This window comes from Shimia litoralis (assembly GCF_005518135.1).
GTDB lineage: Bacteria > Pseudomonadota > Alphaproteobacteria > Rhodobacterales > Rhodobacteraceae > Shimia_E > Shimia_E litoralis.
On the sequence record NZ_SULI01000003.1, the window covers coordinates 225,373 to 242,094 of the forward strand.

The window sequence follows — 16,722 nt, forward strand, 5'->3', positions numbered from 1 at the left end:
CAGTGATCCCGCCGACGTCGAACCAAGCCACACTTGAAGCATGGCACAACAAGGTCGTGCAGAACCGCCACAAGGATTAGCAGCAATATTCTAAACACCAAAGCAAAAACTTAAATGGTCATACAAGTTTTTCGCAAAAGGCGGAAGATATGGCAAGAATTCCGGTTGCAACACAGCTCAACTTGACGACACTAGCCCCATGACTCGCAAACGCATTAGAGATATTCGCAACCAAGAGCTGATCGACGCCACGATTCGTGCGGTGCATCACCATGGCTACAGCGATGTCACGATGGTCGAGATTGCACGCGAGGCCGACGCGTCGGCGGCCAGCATCAACTATTACTTCGGCTCCAAAGAAAAGCTGATCGAGGCCACCATGCGGCATCTCTTGGGGATGCTGAAATCCATCTTGCTCGAACGCCTCGCGCTTGCGCGCACCCCGCGCGAGCGGCTTTTGGCCATTCTGGATGCCAACTTTGACGATCGCCTGTTCACCGTGGAACAGTGCAGCCTCTGGATGCAGTTTTGGGCCAATGCGCCCTACGCGGCCTCTCTAAGCCGCCTGCACCACATCAACCGCGCACGGGTCCGCACCCATTTTCGCGCCGAGCTCCGGGTTTTGCTGCCGCAAGACCGGCGTGAAACAGTGCGCGAAGCTCTTCAGGCCTATATGGATGGCGTTTGGCTCGAGGCCACGCAGTCTGACAAAAACCCCGACGCTGCCACAACCCGCGCCGAGGCACGGCGTGTCGCCGACCTGATGCTTGACATCGCCACTTCCGGCGCGCCCCACACTCGGGGCTAAGCGACGGCGGCCAAGGCAGTGGGCCCAGATACATGCCACACACGCACTGAGCACCGCGAAGTGCCTCGCCCAACGCTTTTCAGAGCAGCATGCTGCTTTGAACAAGGGGCGGGAGCCATTTATTCGTTCCGTGGAAATCTCTGATTGTCCTCGACAACATTCAAATCCATATGGTTGCGCATATAGCGCTCGCTGGCTTTCTGCAAAGGCTGGTAATCCCACGGGAAATACCCCCCCTGACGTAACGCTTCGTACACCACCCACCGCCGCGCTTGGCTTTCTCGCACATCAGAATCGAACGCCTCAAGGTTCCAGCGTGCGTCGGCTTTGGCCCGCAATGTGTCCAGCGTGCCCTGATGTGCCGGCACATCTGCAAGGTTGGTCAATTCGTGCGGATCTGCATCCAGATCGAAAAGCTGATCAGGATCAAGCGCACAGCGGTTATATTTCCATTTTCCATACCGCAGCGACACCATCGGCGCATAAGACGCTTCTGCTGCGTATTCCATCGCCACCGGAGACGTGCGTTCTTGTCCCTGCCCCAGCGGCACAAGGCTCTCGCCGCTTGTCCATGGCATGACCTCTTGCATGCTCACACCGGCCAAATCACAGAGAGTCGGGCAGACGTCGATGTTGCTGACCGGAGTATCAATGCGGCCTGCCGCCATTTGCGGCGCGCACACCATCAAAGGCACGCGTGCTGAGCCTTCAAAAAACGACATTTTGAACCACAAGCCGCGTTCTCCCAACATTTCGCCATGGTCACTGACAAACAGAATGATGGCTTCCTGCCGGGTCGCTTCCAATGCCTCCATGACCTCACCAACCTTGTCATCCAGATAGGAAATATTGGCGAAATAGGCCTGTCTTGACCGGCGAATATCTTCTTGTGTGATATCAAAAGAGCGCCAGTCATTTGCATCAAAGATACGCTTTGAATGGGCATCTTGTTCCTCATAGGGAATGGCGGGCACTTCCGGCAGCAAATGGGCGCAATCGTTGTACAGATCCCAATACTTCTTACGGGCCACATACGGATCATGCGGATGCGTGAAACTGACCGTCAGACACCACGGGCGGTCATCATGCCCACGCGCCAGATCATACACTTTGCGCGTTGCATGATAGGCCACCTCATCATCATATTCCATCTGGTTGCTGATTTCAGCCACCCCCGCGCCCGTGACAGACCCCATATTGTGATACCACCACTCAATCCGTTCACCCGGTTTGCGATAATCCGGGGTCCAGCCAAAATCAGGCGGATAAATATCGGTTGTCAGGCGTTCCTCGAACCCATGCAATTGATCTGGGCCGACAAAATGCATTTTACCTGACAAACAGGTTTGATACCCCGCACGGCGCAGGTGGTGCGCATAGGTCGGAATGCTAGACGCAAATTCAGCCGCATTGTCATAAACCCGTGTCGCACTGGGAAGTTGCCCCGACATAAAGCTGGCACGCCCCGGCGCACACAGCGGCGACGCCGTGTATGCGTTTTTAAACCGTGTGGATCGCGCGGCAAGTTTCTTAAGATTCGGTGCATGCAACCAGTCCGCAGGACCGTCAGGGAAGAACGTTCCATTCAGTTGGTCCACCATAAAAATCAAAATATTGGGTTTGGTCATGGCGATGCCTTTCACGGGTTATCATTCTCCACGATCAGACGCCCCACACCGCTATGGCGCAAGTCTAAATGCGACATTCGCAAAGAACGAAAACGGGATTCTACACTTTGGTGGCATTCACCAACGGCGTGACTTGCTTGCGCTTTAGCACAGCCTCGCGCCATGTGATAAAGCTGATAGCACTGATAATCACCAACCCACCTGTGATCACCCAAGCATCGACGCTTTCGTCAAAAACAATCCACCCCAACAAAACCGCCCATACCAACTGAAGGAACGACACCGGTTGTGTCACTGTGATCGGGGCCGCAGCAAACGCCAAGGTCATGCTATAGTGACCGGCGGTCGCAAATGAGGCAATTGCAAATAATATCGCCAAATCGCCAAGGGTGGGCGTCACCCAAACCGAATAGGCAATCGGCGCCAACCCGATCGTGACCGTGATCGACAGCATTCCGACCACCACGGCCGGGCTGACTTCTTCGGACATGACCTTGGCAACCAGATATCCCACAGCGAACAAGATGGCGGTGCCCAACATGGCCAAGTGGCCGGAATTCACCTCGCGAAATCCCGGTCGCAAAATGATCAATGCCCCGATCAGGGCGACCACCACGGCCAAAATTCGACGCGCAGCGAGAGTCTCGCCCAAAAACAGCGCAGCCCCCAGCGTCACATAAACCGGCGATAGGTAATTCATGGCGGTGACTTCGGCGATGGGAATTTGGGTCATGGCATAAAACCACATCACTACGCCCAACGTATGCACCACACCACGCAATCCAAAAAGACCAACTTGGCGTTTGGTGAGATGTGCACGCAGAATGGGACGGATCATCGGAATGAGGAACACAAGCCCAAGCAAATAGCGCAAAAACGCAGCTTCTGCCGCCGGTACCCGTGGCCCCAAATATTTGACCAAAGCTGTGACCGCGACAAAGTTCACCCCTGTCACGAGCATCCAAAAAACTCCGGCAACCGGACGCGCAGATGAAACCTCAGTCATAGGCGCATTAAGACCCTTTCCCCCCACCTTGTCGAGATAGGAAACAGGTTAATTATTTTCTGAGTGATCTGACTTTGATCTTGGAACGCCGCTTGCTGCTTCACCCTAACATCAATGTCAGGGCAATGATCCACATGGTGACACCAACAAATCCGTCCAACACCTGCCATGCGCGCGGGCTTGTGAACAACGGGCGGAGCAAACGCGCGCCATACCCCAATGAAAAGAAAAAGAAATAACTTGAGAGCGCAGCACCGATCCCGAACGCATATGACGGGTCATATTGTGACGACAACCCACCAAGCAGCACAACCGTATCCAGATACACATGCGGGTTTGCCCATGTCAGCATCAGGCAGGTCATAACAGCGACCTTGCGGCTGACGGAACTGCGCCCGGCGTCCTCCAATGCGTCCCCACCCGCAAACGCAGAGCGAAAATTCATTGCTCCATAGACCACCAGAAATAGAGCCCCGCCCCAACGCGCCAAATCAACCGCGATCGGATAAGATTCAACCAACACACCAAAACCCGCAACACCAGCTGCGATCAGGATCATATCAGACGTCGCGCAGGTCAAAACCAACGGCAAAACATGTTCACCGCGCAAGCCTTGTCGCAACACAAACGCGTTCTGGGCTCCAATCGCCATGATCAGCGATATCCCCAATACAAAACCTGCCATGCCTGCTTCGATCATGCCTCTGAACTCCCTAAGGTATGTGACGCTTGATTAGGGGAGCCGTTCAAGTTATCCAAATTAAAGTTGCTGATGTTGGATAAGAATTTCTAATGCACCTAGATTATGCGCAAATCGCGGCCCTCACAGCCATTTTGAAATCGGGCAGCTTTGAAGGGGCAGCGCATGAACTTGGCATCACGCAATCGGCGATTTCCCAACGGCTTAAGGCCTTGGAAGAGCAAGTAGGCACTCTTTTGGTGCATCGGGGACAGCCCTGTGTTGGAACTGATGCCGGACGCCGGCTTGCGGCCCATATGGATCATGTTGGCTTGCTCGAAGGTCAACTTTCGCGCGATCTCAAGGGGCTGATCCCGAAACCTAACATGCGCATTCGCATTGCGGTGACCGCCGACAGCCTTGCTACATGGTTTCTGCCCGCGTTGGCAGGTATTCCAGAAATGCTGTTTGACCTTGTGGTTGACGATCAGGACTTCTCGGCGGACTGGCTGCGCAAAGGCGAGGTCTCTGCCGCCATCACGGCCCACGCCAAACCTGTGGCTGGGTGTGACAGTGTTCCGCTTGGCGACATGCGCTATCAGGCGACGGCAAGCCCGGCCTATGTGGCGCGGCATTTTCCAAACGGCCCCACCCCCGAAGCCATCGCCCAAGCACCAATGCTAAGGTTTGATCAGAAAGACGACCTACAGGCCCAATGGATGCGCGCACATATTGGCCCCAAATTATCACCACCAAGCCACCGGCTGCCGTCTTCGCAAGGGTTCGTCGATGCCTGCCTTTTAGGGTTGGGATGGGGGATGAACCCCGACTTGCTTGTACGCGACCATATCGCAGCCGGCAGGTTGGTGCCGCTGTTGCCGAACTCTGCGTATCCCATGCCGCTGCACCTGCAAAGCACGCGTATGTTGCGCGGGGCTCTGGCCCCGTTCACGCGCGCTGTGCGCCGTGCGGCCCAAGTGGCATTACCCCAGATTTCCAGTTGATCGCGGGTCTTCCCAGACAATGATCGCCGACCACAAAAAAACGGCACCCGCAAGAGCGCCGTTTTTCGATAATGCGTGTTGTCACTGCTCGGATCAGAGCTGTGACATGACCTCGTCAGATGCTTCAAAGTTGGTTGTCACACGTTGGATATCATCGTCATCTTCCAACGCATCCACCAACTTCATCAGCTTTTGCATGCCTTCCAAATCCATTTCAGTGGCAATATTTGGCTGCCAGATCAATTTGGTGGATGTGGTTTCGCCCAGCTCGGCCTCAAGTGCCGTCGAGACTTCGTTCAAATCCGTATCCGCACAGATAATCACATGGCCATCGTCAGTGCTTTCGACATCTTCGGCGCCCGCTTCGATCGCGGCCATCATGACCGTATCCGCATCGCCAATGTCCGCAGGGTACGTGACTTGGCCTTTGCGATCGAACATAAATCCGACCGAGCCAGTTTCGCCCAAGTTCCCGCCATTCTTGGTGAATGTAGACCGCACAGTCGACGCGGTGCGATTGCGGTTGTCTGTCATGGCTTCGACAATCACCGCAACCCCGTTAGGGCCATAGCCCTCGTACCGGATTTCTTCGTAGTCATCGCCTTCACCGACTTGGGATTTCTTGATCGCGCGGTCGATGACGTCTTTTGGCAAAGATTGGCTTTTGCCTTCTTTGATCGCCATGCGTAGACGCGGGTTTTTATCCGGGTCAGGGTCGCCCATTTTAGCAGCGACGGTGATTTCTTTGGAAAGTTTTGAAAACAGCTTGGACCGCAGAGCGTCCTGACGCCCTTTGCGGTGCTGGATGTTTGCCCATTTTGAGTGGCCGGCCATTGGTGCCTCCGCCTTTTAGTTGTTCTGATCTTCACTATCTGGATGCTTCTATACGGCAGGCATGGGACAAGCTTCAACCCGCTTGCGTTCCGAGCCGCTCTGAGAGAGTCTGGGACAAAAGACAAAGGTGCCAAATGACAACCGACCAAATCATTCTGTTTTCCCTTTTTGGCGCGGTGTTTGGGCTCTTGCTTTGGGGCAGGTTCCGGTATGACTTGGTGGCATTTTCTGCCCTATTGGTCGGTGTGGTCACCGGCGTGGTCCACGTCGACAAGGCGTTTTCCGGCTTTGGGCACCCTGCCACAATCGTGGTGGCGCTGGTCCTTGTGGTGTCAGCGGGCTTGGTGCGCTCTGGCGCGGTATTTCTGATCACACGCACATTGGTCGACAGTGCCCGCGGATTGGGCGGTCATATTGCCTTGATGGGCGGCATCGGTGCTATTCTGTCGGCGTTCATGAATAACGTCGCTGCTCTGGCGCTTTTGATGCCTGTCGACATTCAAACGGCACGCAAAGCCGGGCGCAGCCCGGCGTTATCTCTCATGCCGTTGTCTTTTGCCACCATCCTTGGCGGCATGGCGACGCTGATCGGGACCCCTCCGAATATCATTATTGCATCCATCCGAAACGATGCGCTTGGGGCACCGTTCAAGATGTTCGATTTTGCCCCTGTGGGTGTGGTCACGACTCTTGCGGGCATGGTGTTCGTGGCCTTGATTGGCTGGCGACTGATTCCGGCACGTGAAGACGCCGGAAAATCCATCAGCGACATGGGAAGCTATATTGCCGAGTTGACTGTACCCTTGGAAAGCAAACTGATCGGACAACGCCTTGCAGAATTGCAAGATGCCGCCGATGAAGCCGATGTCGCGCTGATCGGGTTGATCCGTGATGGCAAACGCCGGTATGGGTCGGCGCGCAATGTGGCACTGCTTGGGGGGGACACCTTGATTCTCGAGGCAACCCCGGATGCCCTGGACGAATTCCGGTCCGCCCTGTCGCTGGATTTCTCAGACGAAAAACGCGAAGAGCACCTCAAGGCCGCAGGCGACGGACTTGAGATTCTCGAACTGGTGGTACCGGAAACTGCGCGCATTGCGGGAAAAACCGCGCAAGCGCTGGGGCTGGCGTGGCGGCGCGGCGCCGTCTTGATGGGCATTTCCCGAGAAGGCCGCCGCGTGACAAGCCATGTGCGCCAAACAGAAATCCGCGCAGGCGACATTTTGTTGCTGCTCGTCCCGCGTGATCGCGGGCAGGACATCACCGATTGGCTTGGATGCCTGCCATTGGCAGATCGGGGATATGTGGTGACTGACAACACCAAAATCTGGTTGGCGATTGGCCTGTTTCTCGGCGCGGTCGTCGCGGCATCTATTGGCCTTGTGTATCTTCCGATTGCCTTGGGCTTGGTGGTTGTCGCCTATGTGCTCACAAAAATTGTCCCTATTTCCGAGCTGTACACCCATATCGAATGGCCGGTTGTGGTTCTGTTGGGATCAATGATTCCGCTGGGGGCGGCGCTTGAGGATGCTGGTGGCACCAAGCTGATCGCGGATTCTTTGGTGGGGCTCACATCTGGGATGCCAGCATGGGCCATTCTCACTGTTTTGATGCTGGTCACCATGACCTTGTCGGACGTGTTGAACAACACAGCGACAACGATTGTGGCCGCCCCGGTCGGCATTCAGATGGCAAACTCGCTTGGTGTCTCGGCCGATCCGTTTTTGATGGCCGTGGCTGTGGCCGCTAGCTCGGCTTTTCTCACGCCAATCGGTCACAAGAACAACACGCTTATTATGGGGCCCGGCGGCTATAGCTTTGGGGATTACTGGCGCATGGGTCTGCCGCTTGAGATCATTGTTGTGACGGTCTCTATTCCGTCAATTTTGCTCTTCTGGCCGCTTTAACCTCGGCGCCCCATCAGCCGCGCCATGTCCAACATCCGGTTGGAAAAGCCCCATTCGTTGTCATACCACCCAAAGACCCGCAGCAAGCCGCCAACAGACACCGATGTCTCGCGCGCCGAGACGATCAGGGATTCAGGGCGCGCACGCAAATCTGTCGACACCAGCGGCTTTTCGGTCCAGCCCAGCATATGCGCTTTGGCGGCTTCGGATTTCAAAAGCGCATTCACGGTTTCCACATGCGTGGGCGTTTCGGTTTGGATGGTCAAATCAATGGCTGACACGCTGGCGGTGGGCACACGGATCGCCCGTGCCAGCACCCTGCCCGACAGATGTGGCAAGACACTATCAATCAGACGTCCAGCACTTGTGGTGGTCGGCACCATAGACAAGGCCGCAGCCCGACTTCGGGCAAGATCACCGCGTGGTTTGTCCACTGTTGGTTGGCTACCGGTATAACAATGGACTGTGGTCATGTGACCGCTGATCAATCCAAACTCGCCATCCAAGAGCTTGAGCAGTGGCGCCAACGCATTGGTGGTGCAAGACGCATTTGACACGATCCGGTGATCCGCAAGGCAGTCTTCATTTGCCCCCATCACGAGCGTGATATCTGCTTCTTCCGATGGGCCGGAAATAAGGACATCACGTGCCCCCGCCTCAAGACCCCGCTCTGCCATGGCGCGCGCCCCCGCCATTCCGGTGCACTCGAGCACCACATCGACGTTGGACAAGTCCAGATCCCGCAGGTCTCTGACGTCATAGAACGGAATGACATGGCCATTCACATGCAGCCTGCGCTCGCTGGTGTCGACTTTGCCCTGAAATGTGCCAAAAACACTGTCGTATTCAAATAGGTATGCGCAGGTTTCCAACGGCTCGATATCGTTGATCCCGACGATTTCAATATCGCCATGCGCCCCCTGCATCATGATCCGCAAGATCGTGCGGCCAATCCGACCAAACCCATTCAAAAAGATACGTATTTTGCGATCACCCATCAGAGCCTCCGTGCTTACGCCTGTTTCAGCGCGTTTGAAGCCGAAAGGCCAGTCATTTTTTTGAGAGTACCAAATGTATCTCGATCAACGACCCTGACACATACGCCGCGCCTCAGCGCAGCTTCATGTGACGGTTCACGTCCTTATAGAGCAAATACCGGAATTTTCCGGGGCCACCTGCGTAACACGCTTGGGGGCAAAATGCGCGCAACCACATATAATCTCCGGCTTCGACTTCGACCCAATCCTGATTCAAACGATACACCGCCTTGCCCTCTAACACATACAAGCCGTGCTCCATCACGTGGGTTTCAGCAAACGGAATCACGGCACCCGGTTCAAAGGTTACAATATTCACATGCATGTCATGGCGTAGATCATCAGGTTCGACAAACCGGGTGGTGGCCCATTTTCCGTCGGTGCCAGGCATCGCGTTTGGGGCATGATCTTGTTCATTGGTGACAAACGCATCCGGCGCGTCGAGCCCGTCCACCGCTTCGTAGGCTTTGCGCAACCAATGGAACCGTGCCGGTGCGTCCGACACATTGCGCAAAGTCCAATCACAGCCAGCAGGCAAATACGCATAGCCCCCTTCGACCATGGAATGCACATCATTGCCGATTGTAAGCTCGACACACCCATCAACGACGAACAATACGCCTTGCGCCTGAGGATCCGTTTCTGGGTGCGTGCTCCCGCCTTGCGGCGATACCTCGACGATGTATTGCGAAAATGTTTCGGCAAACCCTGACAATGGGCGCGACAACACCCAAACGCGGGTTTTGTCCCAGAAAGGCAGAAACGATGTCACAATATCGCTCATCGTACCTTTGGGTATGACCGCGTAAGCTTCTGTAAACATAGCGCGATCTGTCAGAAGCTGCGTTTGTGGAGGCAGACCCCCAGTCGGGGCGTAATAGTTTGGCTTGGACATGAAAATTTCCAATTTGATGTGCAGGCCCATCATGGGCTGTCAAATCCGTTTGGTCCAATGAGAACCGTGCCCAAGGCCCCTGAAACATTCATTTGAATAATTTGAAAATCCTGTGCAATTGCGCTGATCGGCCAGTGTCCGTCGTCAAAGGAGGCCCATGCCCTTTTTAAGAACCGATCCGATCTGCAACAGATCCCATCGTAATTGCCCGAAAACCACAAATGTTTGAAAACGCTACTGTTGGCAGTTTCTAACCCAAGGCAGACATGGCCTGTTTAAACTGAGGTCGGATAGTGTCATCATCGTTGATGGCCTTGGCAATTCAATCGAATTGTATGGCGTCGGAGAACAGCACTTGTCAGAAGGCGAGAAGGTTCTGGTTCTTCGGAACTGAGATTGAGGGAAGATGAGGCGCATTGTGAAACTGGTAATAAAAGAAGTCGCACACGAAAAGAAATGGCGAGCTGTGGAGGACTCGAACCCCCGACCTGAGAATTAGAAGTTCCCTGCTCTAATCCAGCTGAGCTAACAGCCCGCGATTTCTAAGTCACGTTTCTTACAGAGCCTCGCCTTTGTCAACGCCGCAACGCATCAAACCCTGCGGAGTGAGGTGTTTTTGCGAAACAACTCAGGGCATCCCCACATTCGCGCACTGGCCGGACCTAAACACATGCGCGAAATTCTGGGCGACCTGCCCTCGTCGTGCCCGGAGTACTCGGCACATCATGTGACAGATTCGATACCTTTTGCACAGGAACCTGCCCAGGAACGGCCTCGTCCACAACGGGCAACAATCGGTCCCGCATGACGCGGGCCTCGTAGCCACGCAACACCATTCTGGCCGTACGCCCATAGCTTTCTGGCAAACTCCGCAAGTCGGGAAACAGCGAGAACAACTCATCTTGTTGACGTTGACCCAAACGGTCCAAACCTACATTTCCCGGATAAAAACTCTCGCTTAAAACGCCACTGGCCTTAACGATCTGATGGTCATCAAAAATCATATGAAAATAGGTGACATTCGACAGGTTTTCTCGCGTTATCGTAAACCCGTTCACAAGATGCTGGGCTGCACAGAGCACCTCTGTCTCGCCAAACAACAGCGGCACATCCACATGTGACAACACCACGCGATGCATCGGAGACACCAGAATATCCCGTTCAGGCACACCCGGGCCAAATGCATGGGCGTGCAACCGGATCGGTTGATACGCCTCGGCAGCATCAGGGTTCAGAATATCAATTTTCGAGCCCCCAATCCATCTGATCCGCTGGGGCCCGGCATCACGCGTCAAAACCACGTCCCCCAGCTCTAGCGTTTCGATCAGGCGTGGCCCGCGCGGCGTGTCGATCAATGTTCCTTGCACAAAACACGGCGGGTCGGTGGCACCATTGATGGTGATTGTGACCGTTGTCGTCCCATTCAACGACGTCACGGTGAAGACTTCGGTCAAGGTGTCACCGTCGTCCAGTGCGTCAATCGCTGGATGGTCATTCAGGGCCGTATACGTCCAGACGCCATCGCTATCGATCACCAAGCCACCGCCATAAGATCCAGATATGGTTTCCGCGGTCCATTGGCCTGTGTCATCCGTTACAAAATAGTCGACATCACCGCTGGTGCTTAGGAAGCCACCGACAACGCCGGTATCTTCTGTCACGGCCCCTGTGTCTGCGACAGGAAAACCCATTAGAGCGCACTCTGGTTCGACGGCAGATCATACCATGTTTGAATACGATCTTTGCCCTTCAACGATGCGTCTCCCCGCACGACCTTTCGCAAGGCTCCGGTCGCATCCACACGCGCAAAATAAAAAGGTTCGGTCGGCGGAGTGCGGGCAATTTGGCGCGCCACAAGCCGCCCCTGGCCAAATGGCGCCAAAATATCCAAAAACCACAACGTGCTACCGCTTGCCCATTCGGCCTCTTTTGGAAGATCGCCTTTGGTCAACATTCTTGCGCTGACGTCGTCCGACAGCCGCGCCCAAATCAGGGCCGCCGCAGTACGCCCATTTTCATTTTCAAAAAACCGCACACAGTCATGGTTAATGGCCGGATGAAATATTCTCGCCAAAAGAGCCGCAGGCATGCGTTTATGGTACGCGCAAAAGCCCGCCAAAAAATGAAGCTTTCCCAAAGAAAGCAATTCGGCATCTGTAGGCCCAACGGCCCGCAAATGCGGCGTCTTGGATGTCATGCTCACGTACCTGCCTGCCCCGTTTTTTATTTTGGGGTCTGGCAACAGGTTACGTCACGGCGAATCACATGTCAAAAAAGAAAAAGCCCACCAAATGGCGGGCTTTGAAAGATCACTGGATCAGCTTAGTGGGTCCAGACGGCCTTGCGGTTGGTCGCAAAGTTCTCACCATATCCACCGGCACGAATATTCGGCTTACGTTTATGGGGCTCACTAACCTGCGCATCGATCTTATGCTCTTTTGCATAATCAAGCGCTGCTTGTTTTGTGGAAAAGCGGATTTTTACCTGAGATTGCGTATCGCCAGAGCTCGTCCAGCCCATCAACGGGTCAACATCTTTGGCCTCCGCAGAGGTATATTCCAAAACCCAGTCTTTGGTCTTGGCTGTACCAGACGTCATAGCGTTGCGGGCGGGCTGATAGATACGCGCGATCATGGCAATCTCCTTGAACTTGCGGCTTTATCCGAAATTCCATGTCTCTGGGCAAGCTCCGATTGCAATACATGACGAATTTCAGGGGAGGTAAAGTGCCGCAAGCAGCCTTGACTACCGAATAAACCACGGGGAGCGAGGGGTGTAAGTGCGGCCCGTCCAGTAGCCAAGATCTGCTGCTTGCAATTAAAAGATAGCGAGAAAATAAATCATTTAGCAAGCAATGATGTTAATTTATTTCGCAGTTGCCGCATTTTCTTTTCATAAGTTACCACATCGGACAGCTTTACTTACCAGTTTGGCCCGAGTTGCACCTCACACCTGTAATTTATGACAGCTTTAATGCACATGCCCTTACGTCACTTTTGCGAATCTCCTTCAAAGAATCGTCAAAATGGCCGCTGCAATGCAGAATACATTTGATCATATTTGGCTATTTTGCGTGTCATTTTCCATCAATTGTCGCTCAACAACGCGATTCTGCGCATGAACACGTCGGAGCCCCGATACCGTGGATTTTGCCATCCGCGCTTGAATATCCCGTTCAATTGAACACCAGAAACGCAGCATTTTTCCAAAGAGGCCTTGAACAAGAACAAAAAGAGGACAAAATACGGGCAACAAAGGATTCCAGATGCCCCACGTTCATTCTGACACCTCGCCCGTAAAACCTGTTGCCGCACGCCCGAAGCTAGAAGGCGGCAAGCGGTTTGTTATGGAAACCGAGTTTTCTCCTGCGGGGGATCAACCGACGGCGATTGCAGAAATCACGCAAGCGATCAACGAGGGCGAGCGTAACCAAGTGCTCCTTGGTGCAACAGGGACAGGCAAGACCTTTACCATGGCCAAGGTCATTGAAGAGACCCAGCGCCCTGCCATCATTCTGGCCCCAAACAAGACGCTGGCCGCACAGCTTTATGGCGAGATGAAGGGGTTTTTCCCCGACAACTCTGTCGAGTACTTTGTGTCGTTCTATGACTACTATCAGCCCGAAGCCTATGTGGCTCGAAGCGACACGTTTATTGAAAAAGAAAGCCAGATCAACGAACAGATCGACAGAATGCGCCACGCCGCGACACGCGCGTTGCTCGAACGAGACGATGTCATCATTGTCGCATCGGTTTCTTGTATTTACGGCATCGGGTCGGTCGAAACCTATTCGGCAATGACCCAAGACCTGAGTGTTGGGAAAGAATACAATCAGCGCTCTGTGATGGCGGAACTGGTCACACAACAATATCGCCGCAATGATCAGGCCTTTCAGCGGGGCAGCTTTCGCGTGCGCGGCGATAGTCTGGAAATCTTTCCCGCCCACCTTGAGGACCGCGCGTGGCGGCTGTCGTTCTTTGGCGAAGAACTTGAGGCAATCACCGAGTTTGACCCCCTCACAGGCGAAAAAACCGGCAGCTTTGACACCATCCGTGTCTATGCCAACTCGCATTATGTCACGCCCAAACCGACATTGAACCAAGCGATCATCAATATCAAAAACGAGCTGCGTCAGCGGCTGGATTTGTTGGTCAGCGAAGGCAAACTTTTGGAAGCACAGCGTCTTGAGCAGCGCACCAACTTTGATATCGAAATGATAGATGCTCAAGGGTTCTGTAGCGGCATTGAAAACTATTCCCGTTATCTGACGGGGCGCGCCCCCGGAGAGCCGCCCCCCACGCTGTTTGAATTCATTCCCGACAATGCCATTGTCTTTGCTGATGAATCCCACGTCTCGGTGCCCCAGATCGGGGGAATGTACAAAGGCGACTATCGACGTAAATTCACGCTGGCGGAACACGGGTTTCGACTGCCGTCTTGTATGGACAACCGACCGCTCAAGTTCGAAGAATGGGACGCCATGCGCCCCCAATCCGTCTTTGTGTCTGCCACGCCGGCCAATTGGGAAATGGAACAAACTGGCGGGGTATTCACCGAACAGGTCATTCGCCCCACAGGTCTTTTGGATCCTATAATCGAAATCCGGCCAGTCGACACACAGGTCGATGACCTTCTGGACGAAGTCCGCAAGATGGCCGACCAAGGGTTCCGTACGCTGGTCACGACCCTGACCAAACGCATGGCGGAGGATTTGACCGAATACCTTCATGAACAGGGTATTCGCGTGCGGTATATGCATTCGGACATCGACACGCTCGAGCGGATCGAAATTTTGCGCGATCTGCGTTTGGGGGCCTTTGACGTGTTGATTGGCATCAACCTGTTGCGCGAGGGCTTGGACATACCCGAATGTGGATTGGTGGCCATTCTAGATGCCGACAAAGAGGGTTTCCTGCGCTCTGAAACGTCCTTGATCCAAACCATCGGGCGCGCCGCGCGAAACGCCGACGGGCGGGTGATTATGTATGCCGACCGGATCACAGGAAGCATGGAACGTGCCATCGGCGAAACCGATCGCCGACGGGACCGCCAGATTGCGTATAATGAAAAGCACGGTATCACACCTGCGACCGTCAAAAAGAACGTAGAGGACGTGCTGTCGGGTCTGTATCAGGGCGATACAGACATGTCGCGCGTCACAGCCACCATCGACAATCCGCTGCATGGCGGCAATCTCGAGGCCGTGCTGGATGGCATGCGCACAGAGATGCGCAAGGCTGCCGAAAATCTCGAGTTTGAAGAGGCCGCGCGCCTGCGCGACGAAGTCAAGCGCCTCGAAGCCGTGGACCTTGCAGTGTCCGACGATCCGATGGCACGTCAATATGCGGTTCAGGCCGCAGGCGAGGCTGCGAAAAAGTCCAAAGGCCGATCTTCGGCTGGCAAGGGCGGAACACGCACTTATCGCGGCAAGGCGCAGACAAAATACTAACGATGACACGCGCCGCCTGCTTCTGAACGTCCCAGATCAGCCAACCTTGGCTGGTCATTTCTTGAAGTTGAAATACGCCCGCCCATTTTTCACTGACCCTCGAACAAACAGACGCTGATCCTGAAACTGTGCGTACTCTTGGGTCCAGTCGCGAAATCGGTCATTTGTGACAACCCGCACTTTGGCTCTGCTCGCATATGCAAGGATCAGTGGATCAGCAGGCGTGCCCTTGTCTGCAATCTGGATACGGCCCGCTGGAAACCGAAGCATTTTCCCAAGAGCACGCTCGTTCAGATAGCGGTCAGAGACAAGATACCCAACATTTGCATCAAACCAGATATACGGATCATATCCTGCATGCGACAGGCGTGCCAAAACTTCGCGGACAGTACCCAGCGAAGGTACGTTGTTCTCCCAATATAGCACGTTCGAGCCGTCGACTGCGATTTTGGGTCGTGGCTTGGGCCGAAGGACAATCCAGATCACCGCCAGCGCAAAGACTAACGCAAGCAACCCAGCGCCTGCATATCCCAACATTGCGGGATCAATGGTGTCTGAAATCGCCTCGGGGGTCTCTCTGGCTTTCGAAAAATACTTACTCTTATCACTCATACACTTGGCTCTTGAATACTACGCGATCCCCCGACGGGTCGCTATTGCGCCAGTCCCAGCCGTTCCAGATGGGCCACGCTGTCTTGGACCCGGTCAAAATCGTTGATCTCGACGATCAGATGCGGGGCGGAGCCACAGCGCTGAAGGGCCTCGAACACCCCGTGCCACGTGATGTTGCCGCATCCCAACGCCCAATGCCGGTCGGCATGCCCGTCCGTGTCCTGAAGATGCACATGCCCAAGCATGTCCCCTGCCCCCGAGATAAACCGATCTGCAGGCGGTGCCCCCGCCCGCGTATGCGCCCAATGTGCATGGCCTGTATCCACGGATAGGCGCAACGCCGTGCTGTCGGCTTGCTGTACCACCGCCAGACGGTCGGCAGGGTCCGTGTCTTTGATGTTTTCCATGACCATCACCACGCCCAAATCTTCGGCGCGCGTCAGTGCGGGGGCCAATGTGTCAAGTATGGCGCCGATGCGTTTGTTCCGGTCCTTGGCCGCGTTGTCCAAGTTATCACGATCCCATGCATCAAACGGCGAGTGGATCACCATTTGCACAGCGCCCAGCGCTTCGCAGACCGACAGGGCCTGATCAAGACGGGTTTGCACCACGGCGCGGACATCCCGATCACTGGTGTGCAACTCAAAGCCGGAGAAAGGCCCGTGTATCCCAAGCCTGCCGTTCCATCCGTCCAGTTTGGTGCGGGCCATATCGATAAACGGTTCAGGATTGCGCAGGATGTCGGCCATACAGAACTCTGGCAATTCCAAATCGCGATCTTTTTCGAACAACCAATCCCGATGGCGATCCAAATCAAGCACACTGAGCTGTGCACCGACCACTGGCAACTCTGACATGGGGGG

At 54.7% G+C, this 16,722-nt stretch carries 15 protein-coding genes and 1 tRNA gene; 4 read left to right on the top strand and 12 right to left on the bottom strand.

Features of this window, described 5'->3' with window-relative positions:
* The first annotated feature begins 199 nt into the window (after nt 1–199).
* Entirely contained in the window at nt 200–808 is a 609-nt protein-coding gene (gene betI / locus FAP39_RS04565; protein WP_138015202.1) for a choline-binding transcriptional repressor BetI, read from the top strand.
* 119 nt (nt 809–927) lie between these two features.
* On the opposite strand, the gene betC is transcribed toward betI, so the two are convergent.
* The 3 genes from betC to FAP39_RS04580 form a co-directional block, all read right to left on the bottom strand.
* On the bottom strand, nt 928–2,436 hold the full coding sequence (gene betC, locus FAP39_RS04570; protein ID WP_138015203.1) for a choline-sulfatase: 1,509 nt from the start codon (nt 2,434–2,436) through the stop codon (nt 928–930).
* 100 nt (nt 2,437–2,536) lie between these two features.
* Nucleotides 2,537–3,442 carry a DMT family transporter gene (locus tag FAP39_RS04575; protein WP_138015204.1) on the bottom strand — a complete coding sequence of 302 codons (906 nt, stop codon included), beginning with the start codon at nt 3,440–3,442 and terminating at the stop codon, nt 2,537–2,539.
* Between the two features lie 100 nt (nt 3,443–3,542).
* Nucleotides 3,543–4,139 (bottom strand): LysE/ArgO family amino acid transporter, encoded by a 597-nt coding sequence (locus FAP39_RS04580; protein ID WP_138015286.1) that lies wholly within the window; start codon nt 4,137–4,139, stop codon nt 3,543–3,545.
* Nucleotides 4,140–4,234: 95 nt separating this feature from the next.
* Here FAP39_RS04580 and FAP39_RS04585 point away from each other — a divergent pair, with 95 nt between their 5' ends.
* Nucleotides 4,235–5,125 (top strand): LysR family transcriptional regulator ArgP, encoded by an 891-nt coding sequence (locus tag FAP39_RS04585; RefSeq protein WP_138015205.1) that lies wholly within the window; start codon nt 4,235–4,237, stop codon nt 5,123–5,125.
* Nucleotides 5,126–5,218: 93 nt separating this feature from the next.
* On the opposite strand, the gene FAP39_RS04590 is transcribed toward FAP39_RS04585, so the two are convergent.
* Nucleotides 5,219–5,959, bottom strand: a complete 741-nt coding sequence (locus FAP39_RS04590) for a YebC/PmpR family DNA-binding transcriptional regulator (RefSeq protein WP_138015206.1) — start codon at nt 5,957–5,959, stop codon at nt 5,219–5,221.
* Nucleotides 5,960–6,093: 134 nt separating this feature from the next.
* On the opposite strand from FAP39_RS04590, the gene FAP39_RS04595 reads away from it, so the two are divergent.
* Nucleotides 6,094–7,866: an SLC13 family permease gene (locus FAP39_RS04595; protein ID WP_138015207.1), complete on the top strand. Its 1,773-nt coding sequence runs from the start codon at nt 6,094–6,096 to the stop codon at nt 7,864–7,866.
* Here FAP39_RS04595 and FAP39_RS04600 read toward each other — a convergent pair.
* From FAP39_RS04600 to FAP39_RS04625, 6 genes are all read right to left on the bottom strand, one after another.
* Nucleotides 7,863–8,864 carry a type I glyceraldehyde-3-phosphate dehydrogenase gene (locus FAP39_RS04600; protein WP_138015208.1) on the bottom strand — a complete coding sequence of 334 codons (1,002 nt, stop codon included), beginning with the start codon at nt 8,862–8,864 and terminating at the stop codon, nt 7,863–7,865. The two genes, FAP39_RS04595 and FAP39_RS04600, sit on opposite strands and share 4 nt — an antisense overlap.
* A 112-nt stretch (nt 8,865–8,976) precedes the next feature.
* Nucleotides 8,977–9,798, bottom strand: coding sequence for a bifunctional allantoicase/(S)-ureidoglycine aminohydrolase (locus tag FAP39_RS04605; RefSeq protein WP_138015209.1), 822 nt, complete (start codon nt 9,796–9,798; stop codon nt 8,977–8,979).
* Between the two features lie 457 nt (nt 9,799–10,255).
* Nucleotides 10,256–10,333: transfer RNA gene (locus FAP39_RS04610), tRNA-Arg, on the bottom strand.
* A gap of 127 nt (nt 10,334–10,460) precedes the next feature.
* Entirely contained in the window at nt 10,461–11,489 is a 1,029-nt protein-coding gene (locus FAP39_RS04615) for a Hint domain-containing protein (protein WP_138015210.1), read from the bottom strand.
* Nucleotides 11,489–11,995: a toxin-activating lysine-acyltransferase gene (locus FAP39_RS04620; RefSeq protein ID WP_138015211.1), complete on the bottom strand. Its 507-nt coding sequence runs from the start codon at nt 11,993–11,995 to the stop codon at nt 11,489–11,491. Before FAP39_RS04620 ends, FAP39_RS04615 begins: the two co-directional genes overlap by 1 nt.
* A gap of 125 nt (nt 11,996–12,120) precedes the next feature.
* The gene (locus FAP39_RS04625) at nt 12,121–12,432 is read right to left on the bottom strand and encodes an ETC complex I subunit (protein ID WP_138015212.1); all 312 of its coding nucleotides are present in this window, start codon (nt 12,430–12,432) and stop codon (nt 12,121–12,123) included.
* A gap of 631 nt (nt 12,433–13,063) precedes the next feature.
* Here FAP39_RS04625 and uvrB point away from each other — a divergent pair.
* Entirely contained in the window at nt 13,064–15,247 is a 2,184-nt protein-coding gene (uvrB, locus tag FAP39_RS04630; protein ID WP_138015213.1) for an excinuclease ABC subunit UvrB, read from the top strand.
* A gap of 54 nt (nt 15,248–15,301) precedes the next feature.
* On the opposite strand, the gene FAP39_RS04635 is transcribed toward uvrB, so the two are convergent.
* Together FAP39_RS04635 and FAP39_RS04640 are read right to left on the bottom strand one after the other, a co-directional pair.
* Nucleotides 15,302–15,859, bottom strand: coding sequence for an NYN domain-containing protein (locus FAP39_RS04635; RefSeq protein ID WP_138015214.1), 558 nt, complete (start codon nt 15,857–15,859; stop codon nt 15,302–15,304).
* A 41-nt stretch (nt 15,860–15,900) separates the two neighbouring features.
* Nucleotides 15,901–16,716 (bottom strand): sugar phosphate isomerase/epimerase family protein, encoded by an 816-nt coding sequence (locus FAP39_RS04640; RefSeq protein WP_138015215.1) that lies wholly within the window; start codon nt 16,714–16,716, stop codon nt 15,901–15,903.
* Between the last annotated feature and the right edge of the window lie 6 nt (nt 16,717–16,722).